The following is a 20,391-nucleotide window of genomic DNA, read 5'->3' as shown; positions in this document are numbered from 1 at the left end:
TTGCTTATAAAATTAAAAGTTAGCCAAATAGAAAATTTACTACATCTTCTATTCTGGCTACTTTTTCTATTTTAATGGCATAATTTGCTTTTGGCAGCTTAGTTTGATTGGAGATCATGATAGTTGCAAAACCGAGTTTCTCAGCTTCTATAATGCGTTGTTCTGCACGGGTAATGGGGCGTATTTCTCCCGCAAGTCCCACTTCTGCGGCAAAGCAAATATCCTTTTCAATCGGCATGTCTTCATTGGAAGATAAAATTGCGGCAATTACAGCAAGATCTATTGCGGGATCGTCTACCGAGATCCCACCGGTAACATTCAGGAAGACATCTTTTGCGCCCAGTCGAAATCCGGCTCGTTTTTCAAGAACTGCCAAGAGCATATTCAATCTTTTAGCATTATACCCGGTAGTTGAACGTTGAGGTGTTCCATACACTGCTGAACTTACCAATGCCTGAATTTCGATCATCAACGGTCGCATTCCTTCTAAAGTGGCTGCTATAGCAGTCCCGCTTAAGCCTTCCTCGTTTTTAGAGATTAAAATTTCAGAAGGGTTCGCCACTTCCCGAAGTCCGCTGCCAAGCATTTCGTAGATTCCAATTTCATGCGTAGAGCCAAATCGATTTTTATGAGCTCTTAAAATTCTATACACATGATTCCTGTCTCCTTCAAATTGAAGCACGGTATCTACCATATGCTCAAGAATCTTAGGTCCCGCAATACTACCTTCTTTGGTGATATGTCCAATTAAAATAACGGGAACCCCTGTTTCTTTGGCGTATTTTATAAGTTCAGAGGTACATTCTCTAATTTGTGAAATACTTCCGGCAGAACTTTCTATATAATCGCTGTGTAGGGTTTGAATGGAATCGATGATCACTATTTCCGGTTGCAATTCTTCTATTTGACGAAATATGTTTTGAGTCTTTGTTTCGGTTAGAATATAACAGTTTGCAGAAATAGGGTTGATGCGTTCTGCGCGCATTTTTATTTGCTGCTGACTTTCTTCCCCGGAAACGTATAAAGTTTTTTGTTGTAAATGAAGGGAGATTTGTAGCAATAGTGTACTCTTTCCAATTCCCGGTTCTCCACCCAAAAGCGTGAGTGAGCCTGGGACAATTCCTCCACCTAACACCCTGTTTAGTTCCCCGTTATTGGTATTCAGGCGGGGCATCTTTGATACCTCTATTTCAGCGATCTTTAAAGGTTTGGCTGTTCGCTTTACTTCGCGTTGTACTTGTGGTTTCCAATCTTTTTGATCTGGCTTTTGAACAACTTCTTCTACTAAGGTGTTCCATTCTTTACAGGAAGAACATTGTCCTTGCCATTTTGAGTGTTGCGCACCGCAGTTTTGACAGTAGAAAGTGGTTTTTGTTTTAGCCATAATAGTATTGTAGGGTGTGTCGGTGATTAATAACCGAAATCGTCTTTAATTTTTTGTGCCTTATCCAACATGAAATCTATAGTAATAAAAGCAATAGGTTCTTGGCCGTAGGCTTTTTGATAGCTTTTCATAGCTTGTCTCGGATTTCCCATTTCTTCATCATATCTAGCTTCAAAATAGGTGGCAAGCATGGTTTTAGGATAGTGTTTTTCTGCTAATTTAGATAGATCGTGTAGCTCGTCATAACGTTCTGTTTTTTCAATCGCATTATAAACAGCCATAAAATCATTTAGTCTAACCTGTTTTTCCAGCATAAAAAGGTCATCTATTTTTTCATATTTTTCAACTAAATATTCATAAGGCGAAACCGAGGTTTGTAAAAGCACTCGATTGTACTCGTTCATGGAAATTGGCCTGTAAACTTCAAAAATATTTTCGATTGCCTTCGGGATTGCATTTCCTACTAGTGTGTAATGAGTTGAAGCATCAAAATTATTGAAATTATAATGAATGTTCTTATTATCTATCTGCTTTAATTTTATATCGAAATCAATTATTCGTTCCTTTAAACTAGGGATGTCCTCAGATGAGGTTGCCATGTAAAACCATACCGGCGACTCAGCTTTTGAAAGTGATGTCACAATTCTATTAGCCATTTCTGGGGCAAGATCTGGGCTTAAGTTGATATAACCTTTGAATAATGGGTTTTCTTTTAATAGATAATAGTTGATGAAATTGGAGGTGTAGTCATGACCAATTATAACTCTGAAGGGTGCAGTTCTGTAATTGGTATCTAAAAAAGGCATTAATTCCATACCTATAAATTCGAAGAATGCTGCGCCGCTTTCTGTTGGCAGAAATGTTTCCTTATCGTAAAGAGCATCGCTATTTCTAGTTCTATCTTGATTGATTCCAACGACTACCATTTCTGGAATATCTTCCCAATAAGAGTAGTAATCAACGTTTCCGGCTACAGGTTCAAACAAATAATCGCCATCCAGTACAATTAGTACTGGGTAAGATTTGTCTTTATTCTGTTCATAATTTCGTGGAAGTTGAATCTTTAACTGTCGTTCGCCTCCCATTTTATTAGAGTTAAAACTCTTGTAAATGGTTTGAGATAAGAGAATACTGGGTGCTATTAATGCCAGTAGCAAGAATAATTTTTTGTGCATAGGTTATGATTTGTAGACTATACACAAGGTAGGTATTATTTTTGACGGTTTAAAATGGGAAGAAAAAGAAAGGATAAGCCTCCAATAACAACTATCATAAGGGTTTGTGAGCCCCACGTGATCCATCCAAATGCTTCTCCACCTTGTTTGTTAATCCCAAAAAGCACCAAACTAGCGCCAATTGCTACAGGATAAACTCCAATTCCACCATTGGTGGCTGAAATTGCAAAGGAACCCACAACAAATGCAAGCATAACCACACCAAAAGGCAGGGAAGCAGTTTCGGGGACAGTATAGATTAGCACGTAGAACATCGCTAAATACATCACCCAAATAAATAAGGTGTGCAGTAAAAATGCTGTTTTATGCTTCATTTTAAATATGCTGCGCATTCCTTCTAACAAACCTTTGGCAAATACTTTGACCTTAAGCATGAAGCCTTTTTTCGACCTTTTTATTTGTTGAAGTATAAGAATTCCAATTACTAAAAGTCCTAATAAAGCCGCAAAGGTGAAAAGTGGGTTGATGTTATTCTCTTGAAAATAACCGAGAAGATATTCTGTTTGGAGAATCATTGCAAAACCAATAACTAATAGTAGCATGATAAAATCGGCTACACGCTCTGAAATGATAGTACCAAAGGCTTTTTCGAAGGGAATTTTCTCGTAACTGGAAATTGTGACAGCCCGCAATACCTCCCCCGATCTAGGAATGCCAAAGTTTGCCAGATATGCCACCATTACAGCCATAAAGCTGTTTAAAAATTTAGGTTTATAGCCTAAGGGTTCTAATAGATATTTCCAACGATAAGCACGTGAAAGGTGGGATAACAACCCAAAAAACATTGATAACAAAATATAACCAGGATGTGCCTGTGTAATATTTTGCAGCAATTCCTGTCTCTCTAGAGGAGTAGCGCTCTTTATGGAGTACCAGATCAAAAAAACTCCCAACAGGAGTGGGAGTATTATTTTTAAGATTTTTATGATGGTTTTTTTCAAAACCTAGTTCAAAAGATTGTTTTCCTCATTAGGAAATACCAAAGCAGGCTTGAATTTTTTAGCTTCTTCAAGTTCCATAATGGCATAGGTAATTAATATAAGGATATCTCCTTTTGCAACTCTTCTTGCTGCGGCACCATTTAAAGTGATCTCGCCAGAATTTCGTGGTCCGGGAATAGCGTAGGTTTCCAACCGCTCTCCATTGTTGTTGTTCACAATTTGAACCTTTTCTCCTTCAATAATATTTGCAGCGTCCATTAAATCTTGGTCAATAGTAATACTGCCTATATAATTTAGGTCGGCACCGGTGCATTTTACTCTGTGGATCTTTGACTTTACTACGTGAATTTGCATATTCTAAATTTAATTATTCAAGGCCATATTATCTATAAGCCTAACATCTCCGGCGTACGCAGCGATAAATGCGCGGTAAGGAGTTCCTGATTCTTTATCTATAACCGTTTTTAGCGTGTGGCTGTTGGCAATTTCAAAATATTCCAATTTTAAAAAAGGGTGCGTTTGAAATTCTTTTTTCACCCATTCGCTAATTTCTTTTGCACTTTCTGTGCCAAATTTCATATTGGCTTTTTTCAGTATTTGGTATATAAACGAAGCATTTTCTCGTTCTTCGGCCTTTAGTCGTTCATTTCTAGAACTCCTTGCTAGGCCGTTAGATTCTCTTTGTATTTCGCAACCTACTACCTCTACTGGCAGTTTGTGTTTTTGAGTTAATTTTCTGATTATCTGTAATTGCTGAAAGTCCTTTTCCCCAAAAAATGCAAAATTAGGCTGTACGATCTCAAATAATTTTTTTACGATGGTCCCAACTCCATCAAAATGACCGGTTCTGTATTTTCCCTCCATTTCGTATTCGATACCATCAAAATCAAAATGTTCTGCTGTTATCTTCCCATCATACAGCTCTTCGGCATTAGGGGTAAATACAAGAATATTTAGATTTAATTCCTTTAAGAGGTTGAGATCAGACTCTAAAGTGCGGGGGTAATTTTTTAGATCTGAATCTTTATCAAATTGTGTGGGATTTATAAAAATGCTCACCACCACTACGTCGCAACTATTGGCTGCCTGCTTTACAAGCGAGAGGTGTCCTTCGTGCAAAGCTCCCATTGTTGGAACAAATCCAATTACCGATTTGTCTTCTTTTAGAGCTGTAATTACGCTTTGTAAGGCGCCTTTCTCTTTAAAAATCTGCATTTTATTATAAAATTAACAACGTGCAAACTTAATATATTACTGGCAAACTGCATAAAATTTTGTAATTTTGCATGTTTTTTATTCGCAAAAGCAAAATACTTATGAGAGATAAGAGGATATTATACGTATCATCTGAAGTTATACCTTACCTGCCTGAAACCGATATATCATCTATGTCTTTTGAAGCTGCCAGAATGGTTAATGGCCTTGGAGGTCAAATCAGAATTTTCATGCCGCGCTATGGAAATATCAATGAAAGGCGGCATCAATTACATGAAGTTATCAGATTATCTGGAATGAATTTGGTGATTGATGATTTGGATATGCCACTTATTATTAAAGTTGCTTCTATCCCAAAAGAGCGCATGCAGGTCTACTTTATAGATAATGAAGATTATTTCAAAAGAAAGGCAACTTTAACCGATGAGGATGGGAATATGTTCCCGGACAATGATGAAAGAGCTATATTTTTTGCCAAAGGAGTAATTGAAACCGTGAAAAAATTAAACTGGTCTCCAGATATTATACATGTTCATGGATGGCTTTCTTCATTATTGCCATTGTATCTAAAAAATTACTACGGGAATGAGCCGTTGTTCTCTGGCGCGAAAATTGTTACTTCGGTATACAATCAAAGCTTTGAAGATACGTTAGATAAAAATATGTATAAAAAGGTTCTTTTTGACGGATTGGAAGAAGAAGATGTAAAGCATCTTAAAAAACCAAACTATGTGAATATCATGAAAACGGCAATTGATAATTCGGATGCGGTAATTGTTGGAGGCGATAATATCCCGACTGAATTAACCAAGTATCTGGAAAAAGTTGATCAGCCGGTTTTAGGATATAAAACCCCCGAGGAATTCTCTTCAGCCTACCAAGAATTTTATACTACTAAAGTTTTACCACAATAAGTAACTTATACCGAATGACATTTTTGAAAAAATTACGCTTTCTACCAATAACCTTGTTGTTGGTTTCAGCATTTATATCCTGTGATGACGACTATAACTCCATTGGAGGTGAGTTAATTGGTGGTGAAATGGATTCTTTGCCAAATTATCAGGCAAATGTTAGGGCTTATAGCAAGAGACTTGGCCCTGTGCAAACAAACTCGCTATCATCTAATTTGTTAGGAGTTTATAAAGATCCAGTATATGGGCAGCAAATTGCAAATATACTGACACAGGTTTCTTTGTCTTCAGCTGCACCCGAATTTGGTGAAAATGCAATTTTGGATAGTGTGGTCTTAACTCTGCCCTATTTTAACACTGCTTTAGAAGCTGATGAAAGCGGAAATGCTGTTTATCAGTTAGATTCTATTTTTGGGGATGCTCCATTTAAATTGTCTATTACCAGGTCGAATTATTTTTTAAACGATTTTGATCCTGAAGCTAATTTTGAGACCAGCCAGAAATATTACTCTAATCAGGCCAGTTTATTTGAAAATAATCTCATCGGAGAGCCGTTGTACGTTAACGAAACATTTAAACCTTCAGCCCAGGAAGTGGTGTATTTTGAGAAAAATGATGAGGGAGAGACTGATACTATTCGAAAAGCTCCAAGGCTAAGAGTGAACTTGCCTGTTCAGTTTTTTCAGGATAACATTATCAACAAAGAAGGTTCTTCAGAACTTTCAAACAATAACAATTTCAAAAACTTTATAAGAGGTCTGTATTTTAAAGCGGCACCTGTTAATGAAAATGGGGAAATGCTATTGCTTGACATGTCGAACGCCGATGCAGGCATTACTTTATTTTATAGTTCTGATCCTGAAGATGATTCAACCGAACGTGTTCAGGGATCTTATAAAATAAATTTAGGCCCAAACAGAGTTAATACTTTTTCTGAAGAATTTCCTGCCGGAATTGAAGAAGAGATCGCTCAGGCTGATACACTTATTGGGTCTGAAAATCTTTACTTAAAGGGAGGAGCTGGTAGCATAGCCGTAATTAAACTCTTTGAAGATGAAGCGGAATTAGAGGAATTGAGAAGTAAAAACTGGTTGATAAACGAAGCGAACCTCACTTTTTATGTGAATAAAAACGAAGTTGACGGAGGGGTTTCAGAACCGGAGCGTATTTATTTGTACAATTTAGAAACCAATACTGTATTGGTTGATTATCAAATAGATCAGACGGGGAATACAGCCGCTCCGGTGAATTCTAAAATAATCCATTCCGGGAGATTAGTTAGAGATGAAGATGAGAACGGTGTAAGTTATAAGATAAAAATTACACAGTATATAAGTAATTTGCTGAATGATGAAGATTTAGAGAATGTAAAATTAGGTTTGGTGGTAACTCAGAATATCAATGATGTTGCTAATGTGGCATTAAAAACACCGATAAATGGGATAAGCAGAGTTCCAAGAGCTTCAGTTATGAGTCCTGAAGGAACGGTTCTTCATGGTAATTTAGCCACCGATTCTTCAAAAAGGCTGAAATTGAATATTTATTATACAGAAACAAACAATTAAGATATGTGTGGAATAGTTGGATATATTGGGCATAGAGAAGCATATTCTATCGTTCTGAAAGGCCTTCAGCGCCTTGAATACAGAGGGTATGATAGTGCCGGAATTGCTTTATATGATGGAGAAGAACTTAATTTATGTAAAACAAAAGGTAAAGTTTCCGATTTAAAGGACAAATTTGAAGAGACAGCTACTTCTACCAAAGGAACGGTAGGGATTGGTCATACGCGTTGGGCAACTCATGGGGTTCCTAATGATGTGAATTCGCATCCTCACTATTCTAATTCTGGGAATTTGGTGATTATTCATAACGGAATTATCGAGAATTACGATACCCTGAAAAAGGAATTAATTAAACGTGGTTATACGTTCGAATCGGATACCGATACAGAAGTATTGGTAAACCTGATTGAAGACGTTATGGTTAATGAGAAAGTGAAACTTGGGAAAGCAGTGCAAATTGCATTAAATCAATCGGTTGGTGCTTATGCTATTGCCGTTTTTGATAAAAGAAAACCAAACGAGCTGGTGGTGGCGCGTTTGGGAAGTCCTTTGGCAATTGGTATTGGTGAGAATGAATTCTTTATAGCTTCTGATGCTTCTCCATTTATTGAATATACCAGCAACGCTATCTATCTTGAAGATGGAGAAATGGCTGTTGTGAGAACTCAAAAACAGATTAAAGTAAGAAAAATACACGATGACTCTTTAGTAGATCCATACGTTCAGGAGCTTCAGTTGAATCTGGAACAAATTGAAAAAGGTGGCTACGAGCATTTTATGCTGAAAGAGATCTATGAGCAGCCAAATGCAATTATCGATACCTATAGAGGGCGAATGTTGGTGAATGAAGGTATTGTGAGAATGGCTGGTGTAGATGATAATATCGAACGTTTAGCAAACGCAAAAAGAATTTTAATAGTGGCTTGCGGTACTTCTTGGCATGCCGGTCTAGTTGCTGAATATATTTTTGAAGATTTTGCGAGAATACCTGTGGAAGTAGAATACGCTTCCGAATTCAGGTACCGTAATCCTATAATTTATGAAAATGATGTTGTTATAGCAATTTCTCAAAGTGGAGAAACTGCAGATACTATGGCGGCTATAAAATTGGCAAAAGAAAAGGGAGCATTTGTGTTTGGGGTATGTAATGTAGTAGGGTCTTCTATTTCCAGAGAATCGCACGCAGGTGCATATACCCATGCGGGGCCGGAAATTGGAGTGGCTTCAACAAAAGCATTTACCACTCAAATTACAGTACTTACTATGATTGCTTTAAAATTAGCGAAGCATAGAGGGACTATTTCAGATTCAGATTTTAGATATCACTTACAGGAATTGGATAGAATTCCGGCAAAGATCAGTAAAGTGCTTGAAGCGAACGATCACATCAAGCTTATTGCCGATAAATATAAGGAGGCTCCAAATTGTCTATATTTAGGAAGAGGATATAATTTCCCGGTAGCTTTAGAAGGAGCTTTGAAATTAAAGGAGATCTCCTACATACATGCTGAGGGTTATCCTGCTGCAGAGATGAAGCATGGTCCTATTGCTTTAATTGATGAGCAAATGCCTGTAGTTGTTATAGCTACTAAAAAAGGTCATTACGAAAAAGTAGTCAGTAACATTCAGGAGATAAAATCCAGAAAAGGTAAAATCATCGGAATTGTGACTGAAGGAGATGAAGCAGTGAGAGATCTTGCCGATTATGTTATTGAAATTCCTGAAACTATCGAGTCTTTAACTCCATTGTTAACGACAATTCCACTTCAATTACTGTCGTATCATATCGCGGTAATGTTAGGTAAAAATGTCGATCAGCCTAGAAACCTGGCTAAATCGGTAACCGTGGAATAAATTCGATACCTATAATATATAAAAAAGCTCTTTCTGTATTTAGAAGGGGCTTTTTTGTTTCTTGTAAAGTTGAAAGAGGTGGCTGAGAGTGAATCTTTTGAGAGCTTTTAAGTAGATTTTAAGTCTGTTTTTAGCCGAAAAATAAATTCATTTAAAAAGTTATGGAAGGGCCTGTAGAAAATTATAAAGAAAAAACTATCTTTGCAGCCTGAAAATGACTTATGCTATATTCTTATTTATAAGTAATTATGCAATAAGTTTTTATAGATTTTAATATTTAACATTAAAGAATTAGATAATGTCTAAAATCACAGGTAAAGTTGCACAAATTATAGGCCCTGTAGTTGATGTAGTTTTCAACGACGAGAATGCTGATTTGCCAAAAATTTACGATTCCTTGGAAATTACCAGAAAGGATGGTTCCATTTTGGTTCTTGAAGTACAATCACATATTGGTGAGAATACCGTAAGAACTGTATCTATGGACTCTACCGATGGGTTAAGTAGAGGTGTGGAAGTAGTGGCTACCGGAGCGCCTATTCAAATGCCAATTGGAAAAGATGTTTATGGCCGTTTGTTCAACGTGATTGGAGATGCCATTGATGGATTGGATAATTTGCCTAAAGCAGGTGAAGCTGGTTTGCCAATTCACCGTGATGCGCCAAAATTTGAAGACCTATCGGTTTCTACCGAGGTTTTATTCACCGGTATCAAGGTAATCGATTTGATCGAGCCTTATGCAAAAGGGGGTAAAATTGGATTATTTGGTGGAGCTGGAGTTGGTAAAACCGTATTAATCCAGGAATTAATTAACAACATTGCAAAAGGACATGGTGGTCTTTCTGTATTTGCAGGAGTTGGAGAAAGAACTCGTGAGGGGAACGACTTACTTCGTGAAATGTTGGAATCTGGAATTATAAAATATGGCGACGATTTTATGCACTCTATGGAAGAAGGTGGATGGGATCTTTCTAAAGTAGATAAAACTGCTTTAAAAGACTCGAAAGCAACTTTCGTGTTCGGACAAATGAATGAGCCACCTGGAGCACGTGCACGTGTTGCACTTTCAGGACTTACTATAGCTGAATATTTCCGTGACGGAGCTGGAGAAGGACAAGGAAAAGATGTACTTTTCTTCGTAGATAACATCTTCCGTTTTACCCAGGCAGGATCTGAAGTATCTGCATTATTAGGGCGTATGCCTTCTGCAGTAGGATACCAGCCAACTTTGGCAACAGAGATGGGTGCAATGCAAGAACGTATTACTTCTACTAAAAATGGATCTATTACATCTGTACAGGCGGTTTATGTGCCTGCGGATGATTTAACTGACCCGGCGCCGGCAACAACGTTTGCTCACTTAGATGCTACAACGGTACTTTCTAGAAAGATCGCCGAGCTTGGTATTTACCCTGCGGTAGATCCTCTAGATTCAACTTCAAGAATTCTTACAGCAGAAATTCTTGGAGCAGATCACTACAACTGCGCACAACGAGTAAAAGAGTTGTTACAACGTTATAAAGAATTACAAGATATTATCGCTATCCTTGGTATGGAAGAACTTTCAGAAGAGGATAAACAAGCGGTTTCTAGAGCAAGACGTGTACAACGTTTCTTATCTCAGCCTTTCCATGTTGCAGAACAGTTTACAGGATTAAAAGGAGTGTTGGTAGATATTAAGGATACGATTAAAGGATTTAACATGATTATGGATGGTAAGTTAGACCACCTTCCTGAAGCTGCCTTTAACCTTAAAGGAACCATTGAAGAAGCTATTGAAGCTGGAGAAAAAATGTTGGCTGAATCTTAAAAATTAAGCAGGGTGTATTTCTCCGGAAGTTTAAATAGCTGGAGAAATGCTCTATGCTGAATATCTTATAAAATATGTATCTAGAAATTGTTACTCCTGAAGCAGTTGTGTTTGGCGCTGAAGTTGATGCTGTGAAAGTTCCCGGGATAGATGGGGAATTTCAAATGCTGAATAATCACGCCCCTATAATTTCCCTTTTAGTAAAAGGTGAAGTGAAGATCAATTTAACTGCAGCGGGTCAGGAAATGATGGAAAAGCTTTCCGGGGACTTCAGAAAAGAATCTGATAATGTGTTATTCTATAACATTAAAGGAGGAGTTCTTGAAATGAAGGCTAATAAAGCCATTATTCTGGCAGACTAAATACTGAATATTTCATATATAAAAAGGCCCGTTTTTTACTAACGGGCCTTTTCTTTTTTGTTTTTTTAGCGTTTTTGTAACCACTTTTCCCGGGCCTTGATTGCCTTTTTGCTTGCTTCTTTGTTTATACATATGGTATATGTGGTATTTGCAGAAAGATGGAGCTGTGTTTTAGCTTCTTTGTTATTTCTCATATACTTTACTTCTATACTTTTCCCTGGAGCGTAGTTTTCTAATAATTGCCCCCATTGAGTTTTGTCTTTTATAAGTATTCCGTCAACTGAAGTAATTATATCCCCCGCTTCTAAAAGAGCGTTGTAAGCCGGTTTCCCCCGGTGAGGATTTCCAGATATTACAATATGTTCCTTCGCATTTTTAATAGCTGCACCAAATTCTACTTCATTCTTGTTTTGTTTAATTTTTAGCCCGACATTCTCAAAAAGTTCCATATAGTTTGGCATCTCACTGTGATAGATATACCTCTCAAAAAAGTTGACAGCAAATTCTTTTCCTGCATAATCTGACAAGATGTTCTGCAAATCTTCAATGGTGTATGTCACCTCTTTTTTTCCGTGTTGTTGCCATACCTGTTTCATGAAATCATCTAAATTGAGATCTTTTTTTCTTAAACTTAGATCTAAAGCCAGACCTAAAACGCTTCCGTAGGAATAGTAAGAGATAAAAGTATTTTCTCTATTAACTGGATCTAGGGAAGTAGCAGCATCTACAAAAGGAGCTTGATAACTCATCTCTATCGGGTTAAAAAACTTTAGTGCAGGTGAGTTCCAAACATAATTGAAGGTGCCATTCAAGCCATTTACATAGTCTTCATTGGAAATTATTCCTGCTCTCGTGAGAATTAAATTGGTGTAATAACTTGTAAAACCTTCGGCAAACCATAGGCCTCCCGACATATTGGCCTTAGTGAAATCGAAAGGTTCGAGATCATGGGGGCGTATTCTTTCAACATTCCAAGCATGGAAGAATTCATGGGAAACGGTTCCAATGTTGTTTTTCATTCCACCTTCTTCGATGCTTTCTGTATCTGTTAAAATGGTACTGTTTCTATGCTCCATACCGTCGCCTGAAACGTGCGGCAAATAGCAGGCTAAAAAAGTATACGTATCAAAGTCGAAGGCAGGAAGTTCTCCAAATACCATTTTTTCCTGTTCGACAATTTTTTTAACCTGTTCAAAATATGTTTCAAACTGAGCGGTGTTCTCTTTTTGATGAAGGGCGAAACGAATTGTTTTTCCATCCATGTTGAACTCTTTCATTTCAAAATCGCTTACCTCTATTGGGCTGTCCATAAAATAATAAAGATTGGGAGCATAGAAGGTGTCTTCTTGAAGCTTTTTTAATTGGGTGGCAATTTTCCAATTAGATTCTTTCGGGATATTTACATGGACTTCTACCTCGCGATGTTCTAGATTTTTAGGATATATAAAAGTTGCGGGAATGTTAAGATGTGCATGGGTTTCATCTACTTGAGAGTAAGTGCCATCGGCTCTGTTGGCAAAAAGCAGATATTCTAAATTTACTTCCCCATCATGCCCTTTAATTTTCCAAGTGCTTGGAGAAACTCTTTCTGCCACTAATGCATCACCTTTGCTGTTTGTTGCTTTAAGGTCATAGATGTTTTTTGCAAATTGATGAATAGCATACCTTCCGGGAGAGGAGCTGCTCATTTCTAATATGAGAGAATTAGCTTTAAGTTGCGGGAAATTTGCTTTGATTTTTGCTTCATGATGAACTGCATTTTCAAAAGAAATATCATACGAATTAGTTTGTGCTAAACACAAATTGCTTATAAATAGCCCAATAAGGAGTAAGCGCATAGGTGTGATTTATTTGTTGATTATTATTTTGTTTGAAATTACTACTTTTTAAAGTTCTGAGCTATACTCTAAAAGATCTCCTGGTTGGCACTTCAAAGCCTCACAAATTGCTTCTAAGGTTGAGAAGCGAATCGCTTTTGCTTTTCCTGTTTTTAAAATGGAGAGATTGGCGGTGGTAATATTTATTGCATCGGCAAGTTCGCTACTTTTCATATTCCGCTTTTCAAGCATTCGATCTAAATTTACCAGTATTGCCATGATTTACACAGTTAATTCGTTTTCTTCCTGCAAGCTTTTAGATTTATTAAAGAGCTTTCCTAAATAGATGAAAAATAAGCCTATTGCCAAGGTATAAAATAGATTGTTGTGACTACCATCTATGCTAAAGTTAAATCCAATTCTTTTATCTAATACCAATGTAGTATAGAGGCTCATTATAAATTCACTGATAGTTGCAAGGATAATAAGTTGTCCAATCAATCTGAACAGAGAGATTTGTAGTCTTGTAAAATACGCATTCTTAAAGAAGCTTCTTACCAATTTTCTAAGTAGATATACTATGTAAACGTAGATAATAGTGATGCTGTAATTTATTATTAAAAGAATTATTGTGTTGTAATTAAAGGTGGTGATCAGTCTATTGTTCAATTCTATAGGAAGAGGTGAGTCGTTCATTTGAAAGTGAATAAGCAGTTCTAAAGGGGAAAACAAGCTGCATATTAGTAAGAAGAAGCAAATATCAAGAATGGTCTTAAGAAGTACAGGTGGTTTCATTTGAATTTATTTATTGTTTATCGATAACAAACATATCTAAAAATCATCGAAAAACAATAATATTATTTCTCAGATAAAAATTCATTCATGTTTCAGCTTATTTAATTTTTATTATTTTAAGATTCTTGCTGAAGAATAACTTTGTAAATCATTATTTATTTCCTAACCTTCTAATTAGATACACTTCTTGCCCTTAAAGTGCATTTTTCACTAGATATTCCTCAATAATTACTGTTATATTTGCCTATAACAGAATTTTGAAGTAACACATGCTTATAGCAATACTATTAGGATTTATTTTCTCTTTGTTTCTGGTGTTTACCGGGAAGGTTTTTAGAGGAAAGTTCGCAATCCTTTCTGCAGCAATCCCGTTGATTTTATTTATTTACTTTGCCCAATTTATTGGCAGGATATCTAATGGAGAAGTAATTACCGAAATGCATTCATGGGTTCCCTCATTTGGGGTAGGTCTTGGTTTTACTTTGGATGGACTTTCACTTTTGTTTTCTTTAATGATTACCGGAGTGGGGTTCTTAGTGTTTCTCTACACCGCAGCCTACTTGAAGAACCATAAATACTTAGATAGATTCTACGGATATCTGAGTATGTTCATGGCAGCGATGTTAGGACTGGTACTGTCAGATAATCTTATTTCTCTCTTTGTGTTTTGGGAGTTAACAAGTATTAGTTCCTTTTTTTTAATTGGTTTCAATAATTCTAACGAAGCTTCCCGAAAATCTGCTATTACCGCTTTAAGCATTACAGGTCTTGGTGGGTTGGCATTGCTGGTAGGAGCAATATTTTTAGGTGTTGTTACTGGAACTTACAGCATTGCTGAAATGCTAAATTCAGGAATAGATATTGGAAGTAATTCATACTATAGCATAATTGTTGTCCTAATATTTGTGGCCGCATTTACTAAATCGGCACAATTTCCTTTCCATTTCTGGTTGCCCGGAGCTATGAAAGCACCAACTCCGGTTTCTACATATTTGCACTCTGCAACTATGGTAAAAGCCGGGATCTATCTATTAATGCGCCTTACTCCTGTACTTGGTGCTCATGAATTATGGAATTCTACTTTAATTGTGGTAGGAGCCATTACCATGGTATATTCTGCAGTACATACTATTTTTAGGACAGATCTAAAGGGGATTCTCGCTTATTCCACCATTTCAGCTTTAGGAATCTTAGTATTTTTAATTGGGCAAGGTACTACCGATGCACTGTTAGCTGCTTCTGTATTTATTATAGTTCATGCTTTATATAAAGCGACTTTGTTCTTAATGACTGGAGTAATAGATCTTCAAACCGGAACGAGGGATACTACAGTTTTAAGAGGCCTTAGAAAAGTGTTATTTCCGGTAGCAATTGCCGGGTTTCTGGCTGCTATATCCAGTGCCGGGATACCGCCAAGTATTGGCTTCCTGGGAAAAGAACTTACTTATGAGTCGACACTTCATTTTGAGTACAGTGCCATTTTGTTGATAGTACTTATTGTAATTACTAAAATATTATTGCTTTACTCCGGATTTGTTGCAGGAATTCGCCCTTTTGCGGGAAAACTTCCCGAAAGATTTGAAAAGGTGAGAATGCCAAGTCCGTTACTATGGATGCCACCCTTATTATTGGCTGTAACAGGTATCGTATTTGGGGTGTTTCCGGGGATTATAGAATCGTCTATGATTAAGCCGGTTGTTTCAGCCTTGGGGAAAGATGGAGCCGAAGTGCATTTACAATTGTGGCATGGCTTTAATACCATTCTTTGGCTAAGCGTGCTAACTATTGTAATTGGAACAATTTTATATTTCTTAATAAAGCCAACTGCCAGGTTAGAAGCAGGAATAGCTAAACTGGAATTTTTATCTCCTAAATCTATTTCCCTTAAAATATGGGTATGGTTTACGAAGTTCTCTGATATTTGGACCAATTTCTTCCAGAACGGGTACCTTAGAAGTTATGTGTCTACTATTTTAGTAGTTCTTATTGCGTTAACGGGGTATTCCCTATATAATACTGCTCAATTCAATATAAATTTTGATAAATTTTCTAAGGTTACCATATATGAAGCAGTGATCTCTCTTATTATGCTGGTAGCTATTTTTTATACCGTATTTACCAGGTCTAGATTGGCAGCAGTAGCCTCTATGGGAGTAATAGGTTACGCCATATGTTTGCTTTTTGTATTTTACAGCGCCCCCGATCTTGCCATGACGCAGTTCTCTATAGATACTTTAACGGTTATATTATTTGTATTAGTACTTTATAAATTGCCTAAGTATTTACGATTATCCGATTATAAAACGCGCATCAAAGATGGTGTGCTATCTCTCGCCGTTGGTGCAATTATCACCGTATTGGTATTAGAGGTACTGGCAGAGCCTGTGAATGGGGAGGTAAGCGATTTTTATGCGAACAACGCTTATTTGCTGGCACATGGAAAGAATGTTGTGAATGTGATTCTAGTTGATTTTAGAGGTGCAGATACCATGATTGAGATCTCTGTGCTTTCAATTGCAGCAATTGGGGTATTTGGATTGCTAAAGTTACGGCTTAAGAAATCAGACCAGCGATAGAGAATCAGGAATTTAAGAAATCTAATTAACGATGAAAACAATAATTTTAAGAACAGCATCTACATACCTTTTACCGGTATTGCTGTTGTTTTCAATATTTATCTTATTACGAGGGCACTACTCTCCCGGAGGAGGTTTTGTGGGAGGATTAATAGCTTCCATAGCCTGGGTATTGCATGCTTTTGCAAAGGGGCTGGAAAACACGAAAGGCTTAATTAGAATTCATCCCGGGTTTTTAATGCCGGTGGGTCTGGCTTTGGCTTTTTTAAGTGGGATAGCGCCTATTGTTGCCTTTGATATGCCATTTATGACAGGCCTATGGTATCCTGAACACTTGCCTATTTTAGGTTCTTTGGGATCTGCTTTGTTTTTTGACACCGGGGTTTACCTTGTAGTGGTGGGAGTAACCTTAACAATAATCTTTACTATTACAGAATCTGCTTAGCATATGGAAGTAATTTTAGCAATACTAATAGGAGTGCTTTACGCTGCGGGAATCTATATGATTTTACGCCGAAGTTTAGTGAAGCTCATCTTAGGTATCATTATTCTGGGAAATGGAGCGAACCTTCTTATATTTTTACTTGGTAGAATAGTAAAAGGGAGTCCTCCTATAATTCCCGGAGATTCAGAAGTTTTTGAAAGCATTTATGCAGACCCTGTTCCTCAGGCATTGATATTAACAGCTATTGTAATTAGTTTCGGGCTGCAGTCCTTTGCTATTATTTTGATAAAAAGAGCTTACAAGGTGGTTAAGACCGATGATTTAGATGAGATGAACGCAATAGATAAAGATTCATGACACAACAAATAGTTTTATACCCCCTATTGCTTCAATTACTATTGAGCATCGTATTAATGTTTTGCTGGAGAAAGATCAGTTGGCAACGAGTAATTAGTATTGTGGGAGGAGTTATCAATATTGCTGTTTCAGCCTGGCTGTTCTATCATATTTGGGAAAACGGAACTCAAATAGTACAGGCAGGTAACTGGAAAGCACCTTTTGGAATTATCTTCGTGGGAGATACCTTATCGGCCACCCTAGTATTATTAACAGCTTTATCAGGAGTGGCAGTTTCCACTTTCTCTTCGGCCTCGGTAGTGGCTGCACGACTTAAGTTCGGGTATTTCCCTATCTTTCATTTTCTTTTATTGGGACTTAATGGAGCGTTTTTAACGGGGGATATCTTCAACCTTTATGTATGGTTCGAAATTATTATTATAAGTTCTTTCGTGCTTATAACCTTAGGTGGCGAAAAAGCCCAATTGGAAGGTGCGGTTAAGTATTTTACACTCAATATTCTGGCATCCATGATATTCCTTACTGCAATTGCGGTGCTATATGGTTTAACGGGATCTTTAAATATGGCTGATCTTTCTATGAAAGTTGCGGCAATAGAAAATAGAGGACTAGTGGAAATTACAGCAATCTTGTTCTTGATAGCTTTTGGAATTAAAGCTGCAGTCTTTCCTTTGTATTTCTGGTTACCAGATTCCTATCACACTCCGCCCTCGGCAGTGTCTGCCATTTTTGGAGGATTGCTGACTAAGGTTGGAGTTTATGCTCTTATTAGAGTATTCACCTTAATTTTTGTGGGCGACCTTTTTCTTCAGAATATATTATTGGCAATGGCGGTGCTTACCCTAATAAGTGGTGGTTTGGGAGCTTTGGTACAAAATAATTTAAGAAAGGTATTCTCTTATCTTATCATCTGCCATATAGGGTATATGATAGCTGGTTTAGGCTTGTTTACCAAACTTGCTATTTCCGGAACAATTTTTTATTTAATACACGATATCATAGTTAAAACCAACCTTTTTATGGTAAGTGGTTTAGCATATAGAATTCGCGGTACCAATAGTATGCGTGCCTTAGGCGGACTGTATGCCGAATACCCAAAAATCAGTTTATTAATAGCCATTCCATTATTCTCATTAGTGGGTATCCCGCCATTATCAGGGTTCTGGCCTAAGCTTTCGCTAATCTCTGCCGGATTCACTGCCGAAAGATGGTGGGTGGTAGGAGCTATAGTATTTGCGAGTTTAATTACGCTAATAATTATTGCTAAAGTATGGGCGGCAATTGTGTGGAAAGATAAAACGGATTTTCCGAAACGTCTGAACTTTAGATATTTTGCCAAATTGAAGCTGGTGAGAAAAACTCAAATGATCGCTCCTGTTGTATTCTTATCTTTGGTCTCGCTATATATCGGGTTTGGGGCTGAACATATTCAGCAGGTATCTGTAAGGGTCGCAAATGAGCTTATGGACAATCAGCAGTACATTGATGCGGTTTATAATAACAATCCAAAATTGAATCGATGAAAAATAGATTTTTATCAAATATTCTTTTAACCTTCATTTGGGTTGCGCTTACAGGAGATTTTACTTTTGCAAACTATCTTTTTGGCTTTGTTCTTAACTTTTTGATGTTAAGGATGATTACTTCAGGAAGCGGAAATGCTAAATATTTTAGAATCTTACCCAAGGTAATTGGGTTCGTGTTTTTCTTTCTGGTAGAATTGATAAAAGCGAATTTACAGGTAGCGTATGAGGTAATGACCCCTCATTATAATATGTCTCCGGGAATAGTTAAAATACCCTTAGATGCAAAATCGAACTTGGAGATCACATTATTAGCCAACCTTATTTCGCTAACCCCGGGAACCCTAAGTTTAGATGTATCTGATGATAAAAAGGTTTTATATGTTCATTCTATGTATATTAACAGTAGAGAAGAATTTATAAAAAGTATAAAGAACGGATTTGAGAAACGCATATTGGAGATATTGAGATGACATTACATGAATTTTTATACTATTTCGTTATGCCGGTATTATCGCTTTCGGTGATCTTTATTGTGATACGTTTCCTGAAAGGGCCCAGTATCGTTGATAGGGTAATTGCACTGGATTTAATAATTACAACCGGGATTGGTTTTATTGGGGCTTATGCCATTTTAAATAATAAACCTTCGCTTCTGGATGTGGCCATGATTCTTGCTCTAATTGCATTCTTAAGCACAGTAGCTTTTTCATATTATATTCAAAAAAGAAATAATAAGTAATGACAGATCTAATTGTTGGCATACTCGCTTTTTTTGGAACCATCTTCATTTTTCTGGCTGCAGTTGGTTTATTGCGTATGCCGGATACTTATTTGAGGATTTCGGTTACTACCAAAGCCGCAACCTTAGGAATTGGTTTGCTGCTGGTTGCCGCGGCAGTGTATTTTAAAGATCTTTCCATTACAACCAGAGTAATGGCAATTCTATTGTTCATATTGTTAACTGCGCCAGTAAGTGCACATTTAATAGGAAGGACTTCATACTTTTCGGGAATAAGGCTTTGGAAAGGTTCGGTAATGGATGATCTTGAAGGGAAGTATCAAAGGATATCAGGGGTCTTAAAAAGTGAAACCGACGATACTCCGGAAGATAATATTGTACATGATAAAGACAAATAGTAGCTTAATTACCTTATTTAGGTAGTTTTTTTTCTAAAAAGCTGAGGCCGTAATTAATGGTTAATATCAGCACTCCTAAAATAACTAATTCCCAATATAACTGAAGACCGGCCAAACAGCCCGCAGCTGCACTGCACCAAACTGTTGCCGCGGTTGTAAGTCCTTTAATGCTGCTCTTGTGATGCAGGATAGTACCTGCGCCAATAAAACCTATCCCTGTTACTATCTGGCCAAGTACACGAGTTGCATCAACGTAAGGCAGCCCTTTGAATTCAAATGAAATTAACAGGAATACGCAAGCCCCCGTGGCTACTAAAGCATTGGTTTTAAGGCCTGCACTTTTCCCTCTTAATTCTCTTTCCAGGCCAATTACCAAGCCGGCAAGGGCTGCAATTCCAATTTGTAATCCAAATTGTATGGCTGTCATATCTATTGAGATTTATGAATGTTGTAAATTT

Annotated in this window: 21 protein-coding genes; 12 read left to right on the top strand and 9 right to left on the bottom strand. The window is 37.1% G+C overall.

Annotated elements, in window-relative coordinates; all coding sequences use genetic code 11:
- Window positions 1–19: 19 nt before the first annotated feature.
- The 5 genes from radA to panC are packed head-to-tail and all read right to left on the bottom strand — an operon-like array spanning window position 20 to window position 4,775.
- Window positions 20–1,384 carry a DNA repair protein RadA gene (gene radA, locus L1I30_RS02270; protein WP_236132627.1) on the bottom strand — a complete coding sequence of 455 codons (1,365 nt, stop codon included), beginning with the start codon at window positions 1,382–1,384 and terminating at the stop codon, window positions 20–22.
- A 26-nt stretch (window positions 1,385–1,410) separates the two neighbouring features.
- Window positions 1,411–2,559: an alpha/beta hydrolase gene (locus L1I30_RS02265; RefSeq protein WP_236132626.1), complete on the bottom strand. Its 1,149-nt coding sequence runs from the start codon at window positions 2,557–2,559 to the stop codon at window positions 1,411–1,413.
- Window positions 2,560–2,594: 35 nt separating this feature from the next.
- Entirely contained in the window at window positions 2,595–3,560 is a 966-nt protein-coding gene (locus L1I30_RS02260; protein ID WP_236132625.1) for a lysylphosphatidylglycerol synthase transmembrane domain-containing protein, read from the bottom strand.
- Between the two features lie 3 nt (window positions 3,561–3,563).
- Window positions 3,564–3,914: an aspartate 1-decarboxylase gene (panD, locus tag L1I30_RS02255; RefSeq protein WP_236132624.1), complete on the bottom strand. Its 351-nt coding sequence runs from the start codon at window positions 3,912–3,914 to the stop codon at window positions 3,564–3,566.
- A gap of 9 nt (window positions 3,915–3,923) precedes the next feature.
- On the bottom strand, window positions 3,924–4,775 hold the full coding sequence (gene panC / locus L1I30_RS02250; RefSeq protein WP_236132623.1) for a pantoate--beta-alanine ligase: 852 nt from the start codon (window positions 4,773–4,775) through the stop codon (window positions 3,924–3,926).
- A gap of 101 nt (window positions 4,776–4,876) precedes the next feature.
- Between panC and L1I30_RS02245 the strand changes: the two genes are divergently transcribed.
- The 5 genes from L1I30_RS02245 (at window position 4,877) to L1I30_RS02225 (ending at window position 11,280) form a co-directional block, all read left to right on the top strand.
- Window positions 4,877–5,689: a glycogen/starch synthase gene (locus tag L1I30_RS02245; protein WP_236132622.1), complete on the top strand. Its 813-nt coding sequence runs from the start codon at window positions 4,877–4,879 to the stop codon at window positions 5,687–5,689.
- Between the two features lie 14 nt (window positions 5,690–5,703).
- Window positions 5,704–7,254, top strand: coding sequence for a BamH family beta-barrel-assembly machinery protein (bamH, locus tag L1I30_RS02240; protein ID WP_236132621.1), 1,551 nt, complete (start codon window positions 5,704–5,706; stop codon window positions 7,252–7,254).
- A 3-nt stretch (window positions 7,255–7,257) separates the two neighbouring features.
- Entirely contained in the window at window positions 7,258–9,108 is a 1,851-nt protein-coding gene (gene glmS / locus L1I30_RS02235) for a glutamine--fructose-6-phosphate transaminase (isomerizing) (RefSeq protein ID WP_236132620.1), read from the top strand.
- Between the two features lie 298 nt (window positions 9,109–9,406).
- A complete protein-coding gene (atpD, locus tag L1I30_RS02230) occupies window positions 9,407–10,918 on the top strand; it encodes a F0F1 ATP synthase subunit beta (protein ID WP_236132619.1) in 1,512 nt (503 codons plus the stop codon).
- A gap of 74 nt (window positions 10,919–10,992) precedes the next feature.
- Window positions 10,993–11,280, top strand: coding sequence for a FoF1 ATP synthase subunit delta/epsilon (locus tag L1I30_RS02225; protein ID WP_236132618.1), 288 nt, complete (start codon window positions 10,993–10,995; stop codon window positions 11,278–11,280).
- 65 nt (window positions 11,281–11,345) lie between these two features.
- Here the strand turns inward: L1I30_RS02225 and L1I30_RS02220 are convergent, their stop codons facing one another.
- Genes L1I30_RS02220 through L1I30_RS02210 form a run of 3 tightly spaced genes read right to left on the bottom strand, consistent with a single transcriptional unit; the run spans window position 11,346 to window position 13,892 of the window.
- A complete protein-coding gene (locus L1I30_RS02220; RefSeq protein ID WP_236132617.1) occupies window positions 11,346–13,118 on the bottom strand; it encodes a M61 family metallopeptidase in 1,773 nt (590 codons plus the stop codon).
- A gap of 48 nt (window positions 13,119–13,166) precedes the next feature.
- On the bottom strand, window positions 13,167–13,376 hold the full coding sequence (locus L1I30_RS02215; protein ID WP_236132616.1) for a helix-turn-helix domain-containing protein: 210 nt from the start codon (window positions 13,374–13,376) through the stop codon (window positions 13,167–13,169).
- Window positions 13,377–13,379: 3 nt separating this feature from the next.
- Window positions 13,380–13,892, bottom strand: coding sequence for a DUF2975 domain-containing protein (locus L1I30_RS02210; protein WP_236132615.1), 513 nt, complete (start codon window positions 13,890–13,892; stop codon window positions 13,380–13,382).
- A gap of 269 nt (window positions 13,893–14,161) precedes the next feature.
- Between L1I30_RS02210 and L1I30_RS02205 the strand changes: the two genes are divergently transcribed.
- The 7 genes from L1I30_RS02205 to mnhG are packed head-to-tail and all read left to right on the top strand — an operon-like array spanning window position 14,162 to window position 19,933.
- Window positions 14,162–16,468: a putative monovalent cation/H+ antiporter subunit A gene (locus L1I30_RS02205; RefSeq protein WP_236132614.1), complete on the top strand. Its 2,307-nt coding sequence runs from the start codon at window positions 14,162–14,164 to the stop codon at window positions 16,466–16,468.
- A gap of 31 nt (window positions 16,469–16,499) precedes the next feature.
- The gene (locus L1I30_RS02200) at window positions 16,500–16,913 is read left to right on the top strand and encodes a Na+/H+ antiporter subunit B (RefSeq protein ID WP_236132613.1); all 414 of its coding nucleotides are present in this window, start codon (window positions 16,500–16,502) and stop codon (window positions 16,911–16,913) included.
- Window positions 16,914–16,916: 3 nt separating this feature from the next.
- Window positions 16,917–17,270, top strand: coding sequence for a Na+/H+ antiporter subunit C (locus L1I30_RS02195; protein ID WP_236132612.1), 354 nt, complete (start codon window positions 16,917–16,919; stop codon window positions 17,268–17,270).
- On the top strand, window positions 17,267–18,793 hold the full coding sequence (locus L1I30_RS02190; protein ID WP_236132611.1) for a proton-conducting transporter transmembrane domain-containing protein: 1,527 nt from the start codon (window positions 17,267–17,269) through the stop codon (window positions 18,791–18,793). The genes L1I30_RS02195 and L1I30_RS02190 overlap by 4 nt, the downstream gene beginning before the upstream one ends.
- Window positions 18,790–19,266 (top strand): Na+/H+ antiporter subunit E, encoded by a 477-nt coding sequence (locus L1I30_RS02185; RefSeq protein WP_236132610.1) that lies wholly within the window; start codon window positions 18,790–18,792, stop codon window positions 19,264–19,266. Before L1I30_RS02190 ends, L1I30_RS02185 begins: the two co-directional genes overlap by 4 nt.
- Window positions 19,263–19,535, top strand: a complete 273-nt coding sequence (locus L1I30_RS02180) for a cation:proton antiporter (protein ID WP_236132609.1) — start codon at window positions 19,263–19,265, stop codon at window positions 19,533–19,535. The genes L1I30_RS02185 and L1I30_RS02180 overlap by 4 nt, the downstream gene beginning before the upstream one ends.
- Window positions 19,535–19,933, top strand: coding sequence for a monovalent cation/H(+) antiporter subunit G (gene mnhG, locus L1I30_RS02175; protein WP_236132608.1), 399 nt, complete (start codon window positions 19,535–19,537; stop codon window positions 19,931–19,933). The genes L1I30_RS02180 and mnhG overlap by 1 nt, the downstream gene beginning before the upstream one ends.
- A gap of 13 nt (window positions 19,934–19,946) precedes the next feature.
- On the opposite strand, the gene L1I30_RS02170 is transcribed toward mnhG, so the two are convergent.
- Window positions 19,947–20,360 carry an MgtC/SapB family protein gene (locus tag L1I30_RS02170; RefSeq protein ID WP_236132607.1) on the bottom strand — a complete coding sequence of 138 codons (414 nt, stop codon included), beginning with the start codon at window positions 20,358–20,360 and terminating at the stop codon, window positions 19,947–19,949.
- Window positions 20,361–20,391: the final 31 nt, after the last annotated feature.

The organism is Gillisia lutea (genome assembly GCF_021568705.1).
Taxonomy (GTDB): domain Bacteria; phylum Bacteroidota; class Bacteroidia; order Flavobacteriales; family Flavobacteriaceae; genus Gillisia; species Gillisia lutea.
The sequence above is the reverse complement of the archived record's forward strand: the minus strand, read 5'-3'. Positions and strand labels throughout refer to the sequence as shown.